The sequence below is a fragment of the Shewanella litorisediminis genome, assembly GCF_016834455.1.
In the GTDB taxonomy this organism is placed as follows: domain Bacteria; phylum Pseudomonadota; class Gammaproteobacteria; order Enterobacterales; family Shewanellaceae; genus Shewanella; species Shewanella litorisediminis.
Genome location: NZ_CP069213.1, coordinates 2,375,417 through 2,393,275 on the forward strand (window position 1 = coordinate 2,375,417; position 17,859 = coordinate 2,393,275).

15 protein-coding genes are annotated in these 17,859 nt (G+C 51.1%); 7 read left to right on the forward strand and 8 right to left on the reverse strand.

Translation table 11 applies throughout. The features are described 5' to 3' along the window. Positions 1 to 127 precede the first annotated feature (127 nt). The 3 genes from JQC75_RS10315 to ilvN all read left to right on the forward strand — a co-directional run bounded on the left by JQC75_RS10315 (position 128) and on the right by ilvN (position 3,931). The gene (locus tag JQC75_RS10315; RefSeq protein ID WP_203324034.1) at positions 128 to 1,333 is read left to right on the forward strand and encodes a multidrug effflux MFS transporter; all 1,206 of its coding nucleotides are present in this window, start codon (positions 128 to 130) and stop codon (positions 1,331 to 1,333) included. A 382-nt stretch (positions 1,334 to 1,715) separates the two neighbouring features. Then, positions 1,716 to 3,437: an acetolactate synthase 3 large subunit gene (locus JQC75_RS10320; RefSeq protein ID WP_203324035.1), complete on the forward strand. Its 1,722-nt coding sequence runs from the start codon at positions 1,716 to 1,718 to the stop codon at positions 3,435 to 3,437. Then, entirely contained in the window at positions 3,437 to 3,931 is a 495-nt protein-coding gene (gene ilvN, locus JQC75_RS10325; protein WP_203324036.1) for an acetolactate synthase small subunit, read from the forward strand. Before JQC75_RS10320 ends, ilvN begins: the two co-directional genes overlap by 1 nt. 103 nt (positions 3,932 to 4,034) lie before the next feature. On the opposite strand, the gene JQC75_RS10330 is transcribed toward ilvN, so the two are convergent. From JQC75_RS10330 to JQC75_RS10345, 4 genes are all read right to left on the reverse strand, one after another. Then, positions 4,035 to 4,478 (reverse strand): Hsp20 family protein, encoded by a 444-nt coding sequence (locus tag JQC75_RS10330; protein WP_203324037.1) that lies wholly within the window; start codon positions 4,476 to 4,478, stop codon positions 4,035 to 4,037. Between the two features lie 197 nt (positions 4,479 to 4,675). Beyond that, positions 4,676 to 6,391, reverse strand: coding sequence for a bifunctional UDP-sugar hydrolase/5'-nucleotidase UshA (gene ushA, locus JQC75_RS10335; RefSeq protein WP_203324038.1), 1,716 nt, complete (start codon positions 6,389 to 6,391; stop codon positions 4,676 to 4,678). 359 nt (positions 6,392 to 6,750) lie between these two features. Beyond that, positions 6,751 to 7,431, reverse strand: a complete 681-nt coding sequence (locus JQC75_RS10340) for an alpha/beta hydrolase (RefSeq protein ID WP_203324039.1) — start codon at positions 7,429 to 7,431, stop codon at positions 6,751 to 6,753. A 3-nt stretch (positions 7,432 to 7,434) separates the two neighbouring features. Next, positions 7,435 to 7,665, reverse strand: a complete 231-nt coding sequence (locus JQC75_RS10345; protein ID WP_203324040.1) for a DUF3389 family protein — start codon at positions 7,663 to 7,665, stop codon at positions 7,435 to 7,437. Here JQC75_RS10345 and JQC75_RS10350 point away from each other — a divergent pair. Continuing rightward, a complete protein-coding gene (locus tag JQC75_RS10350) occupies positions 7,651 to 8,682 on the forward strand; it encodes an aminoglycoside phosphotransferase family protein (RefSeq protein WP_203324041.1) in 1,032 nt (343 codons plus the stop codon). The genes JQC75_RS10345 and JQC75_RS10350 overlap by 15 nt on opposite strands. Positions 8,683 to 8,783: 101 nt before the next feature. Here the strand turns inward: JQC75_RS10350 and JQC75_RS18995 are convergent, their stop codons facing one another. Further along, positions 8,784 to 11,561 carry a TonB-dependent receptor plug domain-containing protein gene (locus tag JQC75_RS18995; RefSeq protein ID WP_203324042.1) on the reverse strand — a complete coding sequence of 926 codons (2,778 nt, stop codon included), beginning with the start codon at positions 11,559 to 11,561 and terminating at the stop codon, positions 8,784 to 8,786. A gap of 241 nt (positions 11,562 to 11,802) precedes the next feature. Between JQC75_RS18995 and JQC75_RS10360 the strand changes: the two genes are divergently transcribed. Then, positions 11,803 to 13,794 carry an alpha/beta hydrolase family protein gene (locus JQC75_RS10360; protein WP_203324043.1) on the forward strand — a complete coding sequence of 664 codons (1,992 nt, stop codon included), beginning with the start codon at positions 11,803 to 11,805 and terminating at the stop codon, positions 13,792 to 13,794. A gap of 52 nt (positions 13,795 to 13,846) precedes the next feature. Here the strand turns inward: JQC75_RS10360 and JQC75_RS10365 are convergent, their stop codons facing one another. From JQC75_RS10365 to JQC75_RS10375, 3 genes are all read right to left on the reverse strand, one after another. Then, positions 13,847 to 14,329 carry an FKBP-type peptidyl-prolyl cis-trans isomerase gene (locus JQC75_RS10365; protein WP_203324044.1) on the reverse strand — a complete coding sequence of 161 codons (483 nt, stop codon included), beginning with the start codon at positions 14,327 to 14,329 and terminating at the stop codon, positions 13,847 to 13,849. A gap of 123 nt (positions 14,330 to 14,452) precedes the next feature. Beyond that, positions 14,453 to 15,325 (reverse strand): helix-turn-helix transcriptional regulator, encoded by an 873-nt coding sequence (locus JQC75_RS10370; RefSeq protein WP_203324045.1) that lies wholly within the window; start codon positions 15,323 to 15,325, stop codon positions 14,453 to 14,455. Positions 15,326 to 15,383: 58 nt separating this feature from the next. After that, positions 15,384 to 16,589, reverse strand: a complete 1,206-nt coding sequence (locus tag JQC75_RS10375) for a lytic murein transglycosylase (RefSeq protein ID WP_203324046.1) — start codon at positions 16,587 to 16,589, stop codon at positions 15,384 to 15,386. Between the two features lie 214 nt (positions 16,590 to 16,803). Here JQC75_RS10375 and JQC75_RS10380 point away from each other — a divergent pair, with 214 nt between their 5' ends. Together JQC75_RS10380 and JQC75_RS10385 are read left to right on the forward strand one after the other, a co-directional pair. After that, positions 16,804 to 17,163, forward strand: a complete 360-nt coding sequence (locus JQC75_RS10380; protein ID WP_203324047.1) for a DUF2750 domain-containing protein — start codon at positions 16,804 to 16,806, stop codon at positions 17,161 to 17,163. Continuing rightward, positions 17,160 to 17,798 carry a hypothetical protein gene (locus JQC75_RS10385; protein ID WP_203324048.1) on the forward strand — a complete coding sequence of 213 codons (639 nt, stop codon included), beginning with the start codon at positions 17,160 to 17,162 and terminating at the stop codon, positions 17,796 to 17,798. Before JQC75_RS10380 ends, JQC75_RS10385 begins: the two co-directional genes overlap by 4 nt. The last annotated feature ends 61 nt before the right edge of the window (positions 17,799 to 17,859 follow it).

Genomic DNA, 17,859 nt, shown 5'->3' on the forward strand with positions numbered 1-17,859 from the left:
AATGTCTCTCTTGCCATTGCTGGCAGTTGCCCGCTCGGTCACCTAGGATGGGAGTTTCGCCGCGGCTGGGGAGCCGTTTTCCAACAATTTATCGCCTGATTTTTCATTTCCACCACGAGAGGTAACAGTGGGTTCACCGACAACAACACAAGCAAACGCGCCAAAGCTCAACAAGGCCTTTTTGATTCCCTTGCTGGCCGCCATAGTGGCCATCACGCCGCTGGCCATCGATATGTACTTACCGGCGATGTCGGCCATCGCGCTGAGTTTGGGTTCGGACGTGACCCATGTGCAGCAGAGTCTCAGTGTTTACCTCGCCGGATACGCCTGCGGTTTGCTGCTGTTTGGCCCCATGGCAGACAGGTATGGTCGCCGTCCACTGGTCCTGTTTGGCCTGACCGGGTTTGGCATTTGCAGCTTACTCTTATCCCATGTCAGCACGCCGGACGCTTTTTTTGGCCTGCGCTTTTTACAGGCGATGATAGGTTCAGCGGCCACAGTAGTCGTACCGGGTTATGTAAAAATTCTTTATGGGGATAATACGGCCAAGGGCATGTCCTATGTGAGCCTTATCATGATGCTCGCCCCCTTGATTGCCCCCAGTATCGGCAGCTTTATTCTGGGCTTCAGTCACTGGGAAATGATTTTCTATGTGCTCTCAGGCTACGCCCTGCTGGCGCTGACACTGGTGTACTTTGGATTACAGATCCCCGAGATAAAAACAGAGAAACATCAAAGACCGGGCTTTATTGAAGCCTATCGCACCGTACTGACCCGCTCTGGGGTTAAGGGGTTTATCGCCAGTGGCGTACTCACCTCCTTTGCATTTTTCTGTTACCTCACCGCCTCGCCCTTTGTGTTTATGGAGGTTTACGGGCTCGACAGCCAGCGTTTTGCGATGGTGTTTGCAGCAAACGTGGGCGCGCTGATGATGGCCAATATTCTGAATTCACGAATTGTCGGCCGCTTCGGTTCGCTGAGACTGCTCAGAGCTTCTACCCTCTGTGGTCTGGTATTTGCCATGCTGCTTTGCGCTGCCAATGCCATAGGCTTAGGACTTTATGGCACCCTGCTGACCCTGATACCTTTGATGGCCTGTCTTGGCATTATGTCGGTAAATGCTGATGCTATTGTCCTGCTCAAGTTTCAACGCGAAACAGGCACAGCCACTGCCGTAATAGGCACCCTCAGATTTGGTATTGGCGCCTTCGCAGGTCCACTGCTGGCACTGTTTTACACCGGCACTGCCCTGCCATTTTCGGCATTGATGCTGCTCGCGGTATTCGTCGCCGGCGTTTGTCAGTACCTCGCAAGACGCTCTTCGATTGAATAATCTGCAATTGGTTGAGTTCAGGCCCTTCGCATCAATTTGGGCCTGAATTCATAATTTTTCGAATACATTTCAAACAGTTAGCCTGTAAAATATTGTAAATTAACTCAAGTTCAGACCCGTTCTCCTAGCCCGCTGATGTTGAATTTTCTTTAAGTTTGTTGTTTTTTTTGAATTCAGGCTTGAATTTAACCAATCTTTTTTAAAAGATGAATGCCTGTCCATCTGCGACAGTTGCCCTGCTCGCTCAAGACGAGTGAGCGTTTCTTACCGGAATCAGGGCAATTGAGTGAGTTCTTGGTACCCCAGGAGCTTGGTTTTAGAGCGATTACCGTCGCTGTAACAAGTACTGTTTACCGTAACGGTATCTTTTGAGGATGCACGAATGGAAAAGCTTTCCGGCGCCAGCATGATAGTTCGATCCCTTATCGACGAAGGCGTAAAACACATTTTCGGTTATCCGGGTGGTTCTGTACTGGATATCTACGATGCCCTCCATGAAAGTTCCAATATTGAACACATTCTGGTTCGCCATGAGCAGGCCGCAGTACACATGGCCGACGGCTATGCCCGTGCCACGGGTGACGTAGGTGTGGTTCTGGTGACCTCGGGCCCCGGCGCCACCAACGCCATCACCGGGATTGCCACCGCCTATATGGACTCGGTCCCGCTGGTTATTCTGTCCGGCCAGGTGCCCTCCAGTCTGATTGGCAATGATGCGTTTCAGGAATGCGACATGATTGGCATCTCAAGACCCATTGTGAAGCACTCCTTTCTGGTGAAAGACCCTACTGAAATACCCGAGACCATTAAGAAAGCCTTTTACATCGCTGCCACTGGTCGCCCTGGCCCCGTGGTTGTCGACTTACCCAAAGACACCCTGAATCCGGCGCTCAAGTTCGACTATGAGTATCCGTCAGAGGTGAAAATGCGCTCTTACAACCCCACGGTGACGGGCCATAAGGGCCAGATCCGCCGGGGGTTACAGGCCCTCCTCAGTGCCAAAAAGCCGGTGCTGTATGTGGGCGGCGGCGCTATTATTTCAAGCTGCCACAAGCAAATTCTGGCGCTGTCTGAGCGGCTGAATATTCCGGTGGTCAACACCCTGATGGGACTTGGCGCCTTTCCCGGCACTCACCCCAACAACATCGGTATGCTGGGCATGCATGGTACCTACGAAGCCAATATGACCATGCATAACAGTGACCTGATATTCGGCATTGGGGTGCGTTTTGATGACCGCACCACCAATAACGTGCAGAAATATTGCCCCAACGCCACAGTGCTGCACATAGATATCGACCCTTCATCCATCTCAAAAACGGTACAGGCCCATATTCCCATCGTAGGCAGTGCCGACAAGGTACTGGATGAGATGCTCTCGCTGCTGGACGGCGACGCCGCAATGCACAACGATGAAGGCGCCATCGACTGTTGGTGGAATGACATCAATCAGTGGCGTGCCCGCAAGTGCCTGGCCTACGAGACCAGCAGTGAAAAAATCAAACCGCAGCAAGTGATAGAAACCCTCTATCGCCTCACCAAGGGCGACGCCTATGTGAGTTCCGATGTGGGTCAGCATCAGATGTTTGCAGCCCTCTACTACCCCTTTGACAAGCCAAGACGCTGGATAAACTCAGGGGGTCTGGGCACCATGGGCTTTGGTTTGCCCGCCGCCATGGGGGTGAAGATGGCCATGCCCGATGAAACCGTGGTGTGCGTCACCGGCGATGGCTCCATCCAGATGAATATTCAGGAGCTTTCCACCGCGCTGCAATACGATGTGCCGGTAAAAATCATCAACCTTAACAACCGTTTCCTGGGCATGGTTAAGCAGTGGCAAGACATGATTTATTCAGGGCGCCACTCCCACTCCTACATGGATTCAGTACCGGATTTTGCCAAGATTGCCGAGGCTTACGGCCATGTTGGCATTACCATCAGCCGTCCGGAGGAGCTTGAGTCCAAGCTCGCCGAAGCCCTGTCGATGACCGACAGGCTGGTGTTTGTGGACATTAATGTCGATGAAACTGAGCACGTCTACCCCATGCAAATCCGCGGGGCCGCGATGAATGACATGTGGCTGAGCAAAACGGAGAGAAGCTGATGCGCCGAATTATATCTGTACTTTTGGAAAACCAACCCGGTGCCCTTTCCCGTGTGGTTGGCCTGTTCTCCCAGCGAGGCTATAACATCGAGTGTTTGACAGTGGCACCCACGGACGATGCAACCCTGTCGCGGATGAATATCACAGTGGCGGCGGATGAAATGGTACTCGAGCAAATCGAGAAACAACTGCATAAGCTGATTGACGTGCTCAAGGTATCCAATATCACCGAATCGGCCCACATCGAACGTGAGCTGGCACTGGTGAAGGTAAAGGCCCAGGCAGAAGTGCGAGAGGAAATCAAACGCAGTGCCGATATCTTCCGCGGCCAAATTGTGGATGTGACCGCTACCCACTACACCATACAGCTGGCCGGTACCACCGAAAAGCTGGATGCCTTTATCAATGCCCTGGCGGAAGTGACCAAGGTGGTGGAAGTATCACGCTCTGGCGTGGTGGGGTTATCGCGCGGCGACAAATCCATGCGGGCATAAGCTGAAGACCTCAGGCCACAAAACGCAAAACGCCAGTCTGAGACTGGCGTTTTTTGTCTAAGGCACATTTACAAATTCATGCCTCAGGTTGCCTCATCGGCGCTTATTCGACATTTTCCAGCACCGGGCGAGAGCCTATTTCAATCTTGCGTGGTTTCAGCGCTTCGGGGATTTCCCGCACCAGGTCGATATTCAGCAAGCCGTGTTCAAGATAGGCACCGGTCACGGTCACATAATCCGCCAGTTGGAAAGTACGCTCAAAGCCTCGCTCAGCGATACCCTGATACAGGTATTTGCGCTCAGCACTCTTATCTTGTTTGTTGCCTTTAACAACCAGCTTGTCGCCTTCGCTGCTGATCTCAAGCTCTTCCATCGAGAAGCCGGCCACAGCCATGGTGATACGATAACGGTTTTCACCGAGCAGCTCGATATTGTATGGGGGGTAACCATTGTTGCCATTATTGGCGGCAGCATGTTCGGCCAATTGGGCAAGGCGGTCAAAGCCAATGGCACTGCGGTAAAGTGGGGTTAAATCGTAATTACGCATCTTTATATCCTCATCATAAGCAATATAGTTGGCGGGCCGACCGGGTCGCACCCTGACAAATGACGGTATCCCCGAAGGCGATACCCGAGCCCTCATTGAGCGGCTCACTACTTTATGTAAGGGCGAATTTTGGGGTTTCAACCCCAAAAAAAGAAAAAGGCCGTTAATCCGGCCTTTTTAATTAATAGCTCTTTAGATTACTTAGTTGTGATTTTACAACCATCGGTACTATCAGAGTTAATGTAAACAATATCGCCTACAGGGTTGTAATCAGTGGCCTTGATGCTGCGCTTCTGCTTGAAGAAATCGTAGAGCACGTCAGCATCAACATAACCTGTCTTTACGGCATTCAGCACTGGATAACCATCACCACCGTCCGCGTTGAAACTAGGTACTGTGAACGTGTAAGTAGCATCACCGGTAAAACCCTTTCCGTTTACATCACTGATGGCGACACTTTGAGCAGTACAGTCAACTGTCATCTTAACGCCGGTGATCTGGGCATAAGCACCCGAATCAATTTGCTTTGATGCAACTACACCCAAGTACTCGGCCAGTTCGGTCCCCGTCATGGTACTCAGGGTCACGGTGTTGCCAAAAGGCTGAACGGTCAGCACATCGCGGTAGGAAATATCACCGGCCTCGATAGACGCGCGTACACCACCAGAGTTCATCACGCCCACATCGGCCTTGACTTTGTCGGACTGCGCCATGGCAAGCAAGCGCCCCAAATTGGTTTGACGGAAACGTACATCTGACTTAGCACCTTCCAACAAACCATCGGTAGTTGCAATCACTTCATTCAAAGAGTCCTGCCCCTTATCCTGATAGTACTGCAGCAGTTCTTTCAGCTCAGCATCGGGTGTAATGGCATCGCCCACCAGCACCTTGGTCTTGTTACCTGACTCATCTTCGACGGTTTTCTTCAGGTTAACCGGGATCAGCTTATAACCGGCCAGGTGCAATTCACCATTGAAATATTCAAAGTCAGCGCGGCCAACATACTTGCCCCATTCATGGGCCTGCATGATCCAGGTGCCGTTTTGCTGATCAGGAGTACACTCATCGCCCGCTTTGAAATCGGCATAGTTATTGGTGCCCGGCTCCATACATACAGGGTTTTGGGAGTGACCACCAATCACCAACTGCAGATCGCCCTTGTTCAGGCTGCGAGCCATGGCCACATCGCCGGGGGCGTTGCTGCCATTTTGGCCATCGGCATAGTGACCCATGTGAGTCACGGCAAAAATCACATCGGCCATGTCACCGTCTTTGATTTCTTTGATGACCTTGGCCACTTCTTCTTTAGGATCAGTAAAGGTCAGTTCACCGATGAACTCAGGGTTACCGATTTTGGCCGTATCTTCAGTGGTCAGGCCCACTACGGCAACACGAACACCATTAACATCAAATACTTTGTAAGCGTCGAAATAACGGCTGCCGTCGGCCTTGTAGATGTTGGCTGACAGGAAGGGGAAGTCGGCCAGCTGGCGCTGCATATCCAGAATATTCAGCGGGTTATCGAACTCATGGTTACCCACAGCCATGGCATCGTAACCAATCTTGGTCATACCGATAAAATCAGGGACTGCGTCTTGCAGATCAGACTCGGGTACACCGGTATTGATGTCACCACCGGACAGCAGCAGCACTTCGCCGCCATTGCCTTCCACCTCACCGCGAATGCTGTCAATCAGCGCTTTACGCGCGGCCATACCATACTCGCCATCTTTGTTTTCCCAGAAACGACCATGGTTGTCGTTAGTGTGGAGCACGGTAAAGGTCTTACAGGCATCACCGGCTTCGGCGCAGGTTGTTGGTACAACCGGCTCTTTTGGATCGGCATCCATACAGCCAGTGAGAGCTGCCAGTACAGCAGTCGCCAGCAATCCTTTCATCAGTTTATGTGACATATTATCAACCCCATGATTTTATTTATTTTAACCATCATCATATGCAGACCAGGCACTTCGGCCTTTTGTCGCGCAACATAATAGCAATTCTGACGGCAAATTGTGGCAGAAATATGAATTTTCGTGAGCTAAGTGTAGGTTTTCACAGCATTTTTACCAAGACTTTGTTCAGCTCAAAGAACAGGCAAAAGGCAACTTTTAAGATGAATGCCGTACGCTAACAAAGACGCCACAAAAAACTCACACACAGCCCATAAAGGACGGTTGTTATGGCACTATCGAATGAACGCTGAGGACTGTTTCAAATAAAAAACGCACCCTGAGGTGCGCATTCATTCAATCGTCACAGAGGATGCACATTAATCAACCAATCTGGACAGGATCCAACGACGGATCTCAACCAACTGGGTGGGTAAGACGCTATGACCCATGTTGAAACTCTGCCATTCAACTTCATAGCCGGCATCCGACAGCGCCTTTTGGGCCATCTGGCCTGCAAAGAGTGGCACCACATCATCCTGCTCACCATGGTGTTGCAAAATAGGCGTTGACGCATTGGCAGGATGGCAGTCCTCAGGCAGAGTATCTGCGCCGGGCAAGTAGCATGACAGCGCCATCACGCCGGCAAGGGGCTGATGGAACCTCAAACCACAGAAAAGACTCATCACCCCACCCTGGCTGAAGCCAGCCAACAGGATACGTTCACTGGGAATACCCGCCTCTATCTGAGCTTCAATCAGCGCCATTATCTGGCGCTCTGATTCAAGCACTCCCGCCAGGTCTGCCCTGTCATGTAAATCCATGCTCTTGATGTCATACCAGGCACGCATGATGTATCCACCGTTGATGGTGACTGGCTGCTCGGGGGCGTGAGGAAAAATAAAGCGAATGCCAGCATCCTTTGGCAGCGCCAGCGCGGGCACTATAGGCGCAAACCCCGCACCTGAATCCCCAAGACCGTGGAGCCAAATAACCGCATAACGGGCAGGTACTGTGGGTTCAACAACAATGGCGTCCAAAGGTGTTTGTTCAATCTTCATGTATTATCTCTTGTCCTTTTCCAGTCCATAAAAGGCGGCGATGGCTTCAAGCTGCCCGTCATCGTCCAGTAACAAAGACCAACTGACCGCACCGGCATCAGCAATCAATAGTTTGGCCTCGGCCAATAAACGCATATCATCCACCAATGCCCTGAGTTGCACGCCGCCGTTAAGCCGGCACAGAAGCTCTGTATGGGCAAGGATGAGTTTTCCCTGTGAATGGCTAATGATCATCAGGCCTCCATGGGCATATCCGACAGTGGTAATTGCGCTGGTAACCTTAAGGGGACTGAATTGTATCAGCTTTCTGACACCTTAACAGACTGGATAGTCGAGACAATCGGTGAATCCGTATCACGGGTAGATATAAATAACCAGGGTTGGACCAACCTGGTACTTGAAATCAATGGTCGCTGGATGGCAAGACTCCCCAAACCTCTCAGCGACGATGCCGGTCACGCGCTCACAAGCCGCTATACACTTGAAAAACAGTTGCTGGATACCTTAACTGCATCCATTGGGCGCGATGGCTCAAACAACTTGTCTTCATCGGTTTTGCCCAAGGTGTATTTAGCTCCGGACAACCTCGAAGTTTGCATGCTCTATCCCAAGCTCGCTGGCAATCCCATCGACTGGCAAAGCGAGCAGATGAACGTATCAGGTGCCAAAGCTTACACGCCTCTTGCCGGGGCTTTGGGCGCCTTGCTTGCGAAGCTCCACACCACAAAAATGGCCCATCCACAGTTGGTGGCATATCCCTATGGCGACGAAGACTTTCTGGGCGACGTGCTGCCTGCTCTTCACCCTCTGGTGAGCGATGAGACTTATAACAATGCTTACCGTTACTTCTCGACAGTACTGGACACATTGAATAGCCAATCCAAGGTATCAGTGAGTCTTTGCCACGGTGACTTCGGTCCGGCCAATATATTGCTCGGCAGCGATTTTCGGCTCAGTGCTGTACTGGATTTTTCGGATGTGTGCCTGGGTGATGCCGCCATGGACTTCGCCCCGTTATGGCGTCGCAGTCCCAGCCAGTTTATGCACGACTTGCTGGCAACCTACCGAGAAGTCTCTGGGGAAGATCATTGGCAATCGCTACAGTCACAGACACTCAATAACCGCATCCAATTCCACGCCCTGAGAAAAGCCGTCTTTGTGGTTTGGTATGGCAAAGGATACGGCTTTGACAATGGGATAACCGGTAGTCTCAATTATCTTAAGCAATATTTCACTCCAGGGCACCCATGACACCGGAACACCAGCGATAGACGGGTTGCAACCCTGTTCCACCCTTAGCACCGCAAATAAAAAACCGCCTTACGGCGGTTTTTTTAGTTAAGTTCTAAACGTTAGAACTTGTAAGACACTTCTGCACGGTAGGTGGCACCTACACCAGCACCTGGATAGGCGAAGCTGTTGTAGAACGGCCAGCTGTCGTGGGTCACGTCAGTTTCTGGACGAGTGTTGAAAATGTTTTCAGCACTTACGCTCATGCTCAGGTTGTCGTTGAACTGGTAACCCAGACCCAGGTTAACTGTGTAATAAGGGTCCAGACGGTCCACTTTCAGCACATCACCGGTCTCAGGATCGTAGTTCTCTGAAGGCTGCTCCCAAAGTGGGATCTGACCAATACGGTCACCACGGATAGCCATGGAGAAATCCTGATAGGAGTAGGTCAACACCAGAGAGGTCTTGGAACGTGGCTCTGAGTTATCCTTATCATCACGGATATCTTCCAGCATACTTTCATCAGTTGCCTGATACTTGGTGTGCAGGATGTGCGTCCAGTTCAGGGTTGCACCGAAGTCACCGATTTCAGTAGACAGTTTGTAGTGGATAGAGGCATCCAGACCGTCCTGCTGATACTGGGACTTGTTCACTGGCGTGGTGTTGATACCGGTCAGTTCACCTTCGTTTGGAGCACCGACGGCGCCACGGCCGACCTTGTCCTGGTTGGCCATACACTCGGCACTGGACGGATCTTTACCATTCAGACCATACTTACAGTCATACTCGAGGTCCATGATAGCCTGTGCGCTTTCATCACCGATGATGTCTTCCAGCTTGATGCTGTAGTAATCCAGGGTGAAGCTCAGGTTCTCGATTGGCTCGGCAACGATACCGATACCCCAGTTGGTACCACTTTCTTCTTCCAGGGTCGTGCTACCTGAACGGCTACCTTTGAAACTGCTGGAATTACAGTTAGATTCGCTCGGTACGAATGATGGATCATCATCGTAGTCGTTTACGCGGCAATCAATCCAGTCGTAGGTGCTTGAGTAGAAACCACTGTTACCGGCAAACACGTAGTGCATGTCTGGCGCACGGAAGCTCTGCCCCCAGGTACCACGGAACATCAGCTCATCCATTGGCTTATAGGTAACAGCAACAGATGGTGACAAACGGCCACCCACGTCAGTGGTAGCGTCGTCGTAGCGGTCATAACGGCCAGCCAGTGTCACATCCAAACCGTCCAGCACAGGTACCAGCACTTCCAGACCTACTGCATAACGGTCACGATCACCGCCACCTTCAGTACCGGTCAGACCATACCAACCCAGACCTTCAGTGTTGAGAGTACGGTCGTCCTGGATGAGGTCGTAGCCCTGCTTGTTGTACTCAGCGATAGCTGCAAAGCCTACAGCACCGGCAGGCATATCAAACAGGTCACCGCTGATTTCAGCAGAGAAAGTACGTGAATAAGAGTCAGCAGTGATGAGCTGGGTGCCCAGCACGGCATCACGAACATCCTGGGTGATTACGTCGTAGATACCGACTTTACCGGCACCATTGTACAGGCCATATGGGTTATCAATTTCACCAAGGAAGTACTCTGCAACGGCCTCTTCTTTCAGCCAATCACGACGGCTTTCATAGTCCATGCGTGACTCTGAGTAGTACACTTTCCAGTCGTAGTTATCGGCGATAACGCCTTTCAGACCCAGGGTAACGTTAGCACTGGCTTCCTCAAACTCGGTCTTACGCTGGCCCATCTCATCGAAAGAGAAGATACGCTGATGCAGCACGTAGTCGCGGGTACCATAGTTACCGGAACCGTCAGGGGTATTCACGAACAAGTCTTCACTGAAGAAATGGCGAGAACCATATACACCAGATTCCATCTGAGAGTACATGACATCGGCAAAGCCGCTCAAACTGTCAGAGAAATCATAGGTGCCTGAAAAATAAGCTGAAATATTTTCACGTTCGTTTTTGATGGTGTTATCACCTGTGGTATCTACACCACAGTATTTACCGAAGTTGGCACGATCTGCGTAAACATAGCCAGAGCCGGTGGCCGCACAGGTCTCTGCACCTGGGTCACGGTATGTTCTGGCCCGGCGATCCAAAACCAGGATACCCCTTGAAAGAGGTGAGGCACCAGCAGGGTTATCATCTACCGAGTCCATGAAGTCACGGTCGCGGGCGTAGATAGGATCCTGCTTGGAGTATTCCACTGCAGCGGTCACTGAGTAGTTGGAGCCTACTGCACCAGTAGTCAGAGAGAAGCGGCTCTGATCGCCACCACCGTCTTTGGTGGTACCCATCATGGCAGACACAGTGGTGGACTCAACACCTTTCTTCAAAATGATGTTCACAACACCCGCTACGGCGTCTGAACCGTAGATGGCAGAAGAACCCTGAGTTACTACTTCGATACGGTCAATAGCAGCAAATGGAATGCCATTAAGGTTTACGAAGTTACTTTTACCGTTATATGGGGTTGGGTTTTCTGCGATGCGACGACCGTTCAGGAGCACCAGAGTGTATCCTGGGCCAAAACCACGCAGGTCGATTACGTCGGCGTTAGGGGTAAAACCACCCTGAGCACCGAATTCGTTACCCTGCACGGTACCAGTGTTTTGTGACAGGCCCTGCAGTGCGTCAAATGCAGTGATAAAGCCCTGATCTTTCATGTCATCTGCGGTGATCACAGTAACAGGCGTTGCAATTTCCATATCAGTACGGCTAATACGGGAACCCGTTACTTCAATTCGTTCGACTTTCTCTTCCTCTACAGAAGTCGTGTTTACCTCTTCTGCAGCGATAGCGCCAACGGACAGACCGAGTGTGGCTGAAAACAGCCCCAAACGCACGGCCGTGGAAAGTTGTGTTGCCTTGAACATTAAGCCTCCTTGTCACAAAAACTACCTAGCCTGATCATTCAAATCCCCGGACCAACTAGCGTGACTGATTTATATTTAAATTTATAGTTTTCAGTACGGTATAAACGATTGAAATTTATTGTATTTCGTTTCCCAAATGTTACCATTTGGTTGTTTCCGCGCTCTAACGTTATCAATTGTTATAACGATTGTAAATAGCAAGGAATATTTTACAATCAGCTAACATAAGGGAGTACCAAAATTGACTAGTAAAAGGAAATTCACTAATTCAATCAGCTCATTAGCATTGATTAGCGCTGCTTTTGGCTGCTTCGCCGAACAATCGAATTCGGCTATTTCGGTGGAAGGTTTTGCCAAACATGCAATGTTCTCCGCCGTAAAAACCTCACCTAAAGGCGACTACCTTGCCGCAACCTATCCTTATGAAGACCACAAACGTCTGGCCATCATAGATACGAAGACCAAGAAAATTACCTGTCAGTTTTTCTTCCGCTCTGACGAGTCGGTTGCATCTTTCTGGTGGGCGAACGATGAAAGGGTTGTAATGTCCATCTCCAAGCAATTGGGGCAGTATTCACAGCCTTTTGGTACCGGGGAACTCTTTGCCGGTAACGCGGATTGCAGTAAGAGAGAACAGATATTTGGCTCTCGAAATAATGATCTTGCCGGTGCTCAAGTCGAAGACTTGCTGCTGACCGACAAGGACAACATTCTGATTTCGTCTGCGCTGGAGAAACGCTCTTACTCCAACCTGTATAAGCTGAACATCTATACCGGTAAGAAAGTACTGGTAGAGCGTGCCACCCATGAGAATGCCAGCATAGTGCTTGATAACAACAAGCAATGGCGTGTATCTCAGTCGTACAAGACGGAGCGTCAGGGGCTGCTGAAGAGTGAAGCTTCGGGTGAGATGGTGACCTACTATCGCCATACACCGGACTCTGAATGGAAAGAAATATCCATTGTCGATATGAGCCGGGAGAGTGCCAAGGGCACTACCGCTATCGTAGGCTTTAATGCAACCAGTGACAAAATGTATCTGCTCAGTAACGTTGAGCATAGCCAAAAAGGGCTGTATGAATATGATTTGGCCACTGGCAAGCAAAAGCTTGTATATAAAAACGATGTAGTAGATGCACAGCCCTTCTTCAATAGGTACTTCGATGCCAACGGCAACCAAATCTCTGAAGTTGTGGGTGCACTTGTTCACGAAGGGAAACCCAAAGTCGTTTTCTTTGACGAAGATTCTGCGTTTGCAAAGGAGTTTCGTGCGCTTGAAGCAAGCTTCCCTCAGGACGCCGTATTTATTACTTCATCTACCGCCGACAACAACACCTGGATACTGACCACAGCATCTGATGTGAACCCAGGCGAGTTTTATTCTTACGATCGTGTGAATAAAAAGATTGCCTACGTCGCGTCATCCAAGCCATGGATTGACAAAGCCAAGATGTCGCACAAAGAGCCGGTCAGCTTTAAAGCAAGGGATGGATTAACCGTCCACGGTTATCTGACAGTTCCACGCGGCAAAGAGGCCAAAGATCTGCCTCTCATTGTGCACCCTCACGGCGGCCCGCACGGTCCTCGTGATTACTGGTTCTATGATGATGAAGTTCAGGTGTATGCCAGCGCGGGTTACGCTGTACTGCAGGTAGATTTCCGAGGCTCAGGTGGATACGGTCGTGAGTTTGAAGACATGGGCTTTGGCCAATGGGGCAAGGAGATGCAGGACGACCTGACCGACGCAACCCTGTGGGCCATCGACAAGGGTATCGCCAATAAAGACAAAATTTGTATGTCCGGTGCCAGTTATGGTGGCTATGCCTCTCTGATGGCAGTGGTAAAAGAACCGGATCTCTACAAGTGTGCAATTGGATATGTGGGCGTGTACGATCTACCGTTGATGTTCGAAAAAGGAAACGTTGCTGAACGCCTCGGCTGGGGTAAAAGGTACATGGAACAGGCATTTGGTGGCTCAGAAGAAGAAATGAAGAAAGCTTCTCCGGCTCACAATGCTGACAAAATCAAAGCCGGTGTGTTCCTGGTTCACGGCGGTCGTGACGAACAGGCCCATTACGATAATGCCATCGTGATGAGAAAGGCGTTACAAAAAGTCGGTAAGGAACCCAAATGGTTGTGGAAAGAAACCGAAGCACACGGTTTCTATGATGAAGACAACCGCGAAGAACTGTTCAACGAAATGTTATCTTTCCTCAAACAGTATTTGAACTGATAACCACAATAAAAAAGGCCGACTCATAGTCGGCCTTTTTTTATTGATTGCATCAGTGCTGATGGCCACCAACACCATGGGCGTGGCCATGGGCAATTTCTTCTGCACTGGCTTCACGGGCATCGACGATTTCGATATCAAACGTCAGTTCACGTCCTGCCAATGGGTGGTTGATATCCACGGTGACCATAAACTTACCCACCTTAACCACTGTCACCTGGCGCTGCCCCTGATCGGTGTTCACTATGGCACGCATGCCGGGTTTCCAAACCTTGGCACCCAACAAGTGCTTGGATGGGACACGCTGCTCGGCATTTTCGATACGCTCGCCATAGGTTTCGCTGGCAGGCAGGGTCACGCTGAACTTGTCACCCACCTTTTTGCCTGCAATGGCATTTTCAACGCCGGGCATCATGTTGTCGTGGCCGTGCAGGTAAGCGATCGGGTCGTGCCCCTCGTTGGTTTCAATCACTTCGCCTTTCTCGTCACGCAGGGTGTAGTTGAACTGCACCACCAGATCGTCTTTGATTTCCATGAATAGTCCTAGTGTCATTAATAAAAACCGCAGGAGCTTAGCAAAGAAGCGCCCTGCCCTCCAGCCTTATCGGATAAGGGATGATGGGTACGCCATGGGTCAGCTTGCCATCACCATTGAACCTCAGCGGCTGTGAGCCCCCGGCACTATGCTGCTGTGCTCTAGATCACCCAAAACCTGGAGGTTTTGCAGTGCCAATTGGCACACACCCGAGCTGATTTGATGCCTCGCACTGCAATCAACACTCCACTGGCGCAGTAAATAACCGGCAAGCGCCGCACGGCAGCTGATTTCCAACACGCCATTCTCCATGCCGTAGTCCAGCTCTATGGCCTCGGGGTACTTGAGAGAAGGGTGAGGGATCAGTTTAAGACAAAGCTGCCTCTGCCAGTGGGCGTCGGCCTCGCTGCGTTCGTGCTGCACCACGGGTTCACCAAAACCGCCGATGGATTTGATTCGGTTAATCACAAAGTCGGTAAATTGTTGATTGAGTCTGTCATAGGCGCGTACATGCCAGCGCTGGCCATTATTCACCAGCGCATGGGGCACGATTTCGCGGCTGGTTTCACCGGATGAGGTAGACACATAGCGAACCTTGAGTGAGGCATTCGCCTGAATGGCACGCATCACGGCAGCCACAATTTCCGGCTCAGGGTGAATAAGCGCCACCGCATCAAAACAAATTTCACTGGGATTTTTGGGATGGGACAAACCATCACCAAACCCCTGGGCAAGGCCGTGCAGAATGACTGCAGGGTCGTGGGGGAACAGGGCTTTAAACCCGGGTTGACGGTGATAACGCTTGGTTTGGTGCACGAGTTGCATATTATCAGGGGCAAGTTCGCGATACAGCGCAAAGTCACGGGTGGCTGCGGCAAGACCAGTGGCAAAGCGACTTATCAGATCCTGACGACTTATCTCACCAAAATACTGCAAACTGAAATCGATAAAGGCCAGACGCTGTCGCTGGCCGTGGCTTAACTCTTCCAACGGCATGGGGCACTCCTTGTTATGAGAATGCCCCGAAGTTACGCCTGAGCCATCCAGGATGCAATCATTTTGAGCTGATTGCTGCGACATCTAACCCAAGGGCGTTAAGTGTCGCATCGTCTGCGAAACCATCAGGCACCAGTTTGTTGCGCTTCTGAAAATCACGGATTGCGGCCGCCGTTTTGCTGCCGATAATGCCATCTGCGGCGCCTATATCGTACCCCAGCTCAATCAACTTTTGTTGCATGGCTTTGAGACCATCCCGGGTTCTTCTTGGCTGGTCAGGTGGCGCGACCTTAAGGGGCTTTGCCCCATTAATGCGGTCTGCCAGACGCCCCACGGCGAGCGCATAGAACTCAGAGCGGTTCCAACGCTGAATAACCTCAAAATTGCTGTATCCCAAAAATGCGGGGCCAGTATGCCCAGCCGGCAGATAAAGTGCAGCATCCATAGGCGCTGTGGGAATAGGATGACCAAAGACTGTGGTTAACCCCAGCGCCTGCCACTCTGAGAGCGGTTTACGATGTTCTCTGCCAAGGCTTTCATAATCATAATTTTTTGGCAGCAGCACTTCCCTGCCCCAACGTTCGTTGCGCTGCCAACCAAGCTGCATCAAAAAGTTGGCCGCTGAACTTAAAGCATCTTCTGTGCTGTTCCACAAATCCACCTTACCATCGCCATCGCCGTCCACCGCATAGGTCAGATAGGTAGTTGGCATAAACTGCGTATGCCCCATGGCGCCAGCCCAGGAGCCAACCATGCCATCAAAGGGCAAGCCAAACTTATCGCCAAGCCTCAGGGCCTGCAGCAATTCCTGGGTAAAATACTGGCTGCGGCGGGTGTCACAGGCCAGCGTCGCCAGTGCATCCAGTACCGGCATCTTGCCTTTGTAGCCGCCAAAGTTGGTTTCAAGCCCCCAAAATGCCAACAGGTACTGGGGGGGCACTCCGTACTCTCTTTGCAGTTTGTTCAGCAAGGCTCCGTGGGTTTTCAGCAGTTTTTGCCCTTCCGAAATCCTGCGCTCAGTAACTCTTTTATTAAAGTAATCGGCAAAGGTTTGGGTAAATTCCGGTTGGCTTCGGTCAAGCTCTACGACGCGTTGTAATGGTTTTACGCTGTCGAGTGCCGCAATACTGCTGGGCGAGATGCCTGCACTCTGGGCATCCACTTTAATATCGGCAATACATTGTTCAAACGTGCGGGGTTCGGCACCAGCTGAGAATACAGTGAGAATACTCAGTGACGAGACGAAGATGAGTGGGTACTTCAAGACGTCGACTCCTTTAGTCGTGCCTGGTCAGGCCGGGTGGCAAAAGAAAAGAACTCAGGCGAGCCCTCATCGTGCACCAAGGCAAGGCGCAAGGCAACCGACTGGCGATTTTTCTGCGATTCTGTGGCTAAAGCCGCATCAAAATAGAGAAAATCCTTGGGTTTGCGAGACCATCGCATATAATCAAGCGAACATCTAAAGCAGAGAACCAACTATGACCGACATGAATCCAAAACTCAGCAGTTTTATTGACAATATCAAAGAGTCCCAGTTGCTTTGGGGCCTGATGGATGCCGATGGCGAAGGCTGGGTAGTCTGTGATTCCAGCGAGTACGAGGACACAGACGTGATGCCTTTGTGGTCCAGCGAAGCCAATGCACAAAAGCATTGCTGCGACGAATGGGCAGACTACAAAGCCACTGCTATTTCCCTGGTCGAGTTTCTCGAGTATTGGGTTGAAGACCTGAACCACGATGGCGTGCTCATCGGCGTTGACTGGGAGGCCGACGAAGATTGTATGGAGGTTGACCCTATCGATTTGGCTCAGGATCTCGCCGAGATTGAAGCTGAGTGAGCAAAGAGGTTGCACTGACAGAGACGCCTTTTGATAAAAGGCATCTCTGCTGGTTTTGTGAAGAGCCCGCTGGAGGGCTCTTCACCTTTGTGGGCTCGCTACCGCAAGCGGTGGCGATTCCCGCCTGCCGCGAATGTAGACTTATCGCCAATGCCCGAGAGCTCGACAGTCTGTACGAATATCGGCTCAATGTGAAAGACACCCTGCTCAAGCGCTATGCCAAACACCTGGCCATCGGCAGCAACTGGACACGGGAAGAGCTGGAAGACTCAGGGTTTGACTGCAAAATTCTCGGCGGTTTTAAAAAAAGCGCCTGGTTTATGTATGAGGTCGCACGGGATCGCATTAACGCCCGCGGTTGGACCTTGACGGTCAATGGTGTTCCTGTCGAAGACACAACAGCTGACACTGGCTTTGAACATAGTGGTCTCAGATTTGCCAGCCTCAGCGCAGCTGCACACCACTTCAGTCAAACCCAAGGCTTGGATGAAGCCTTTTTGTGTGCACTGGTGAAGACCCTTGGGCGCTCCCGTTTTGGCTATGCCTTAAGGCTCGCGACCCTCTATCGGGTGGCGAGCGCCAAAGAGAAACAACAGTTTTTGAGCGAAAGCAGAGAAGATGAAGCACTGCGCTGAGTGACCACACTCACAACATCAGACAATAAGGGAATAACCCACTGGCGCGGTAAACCATGCA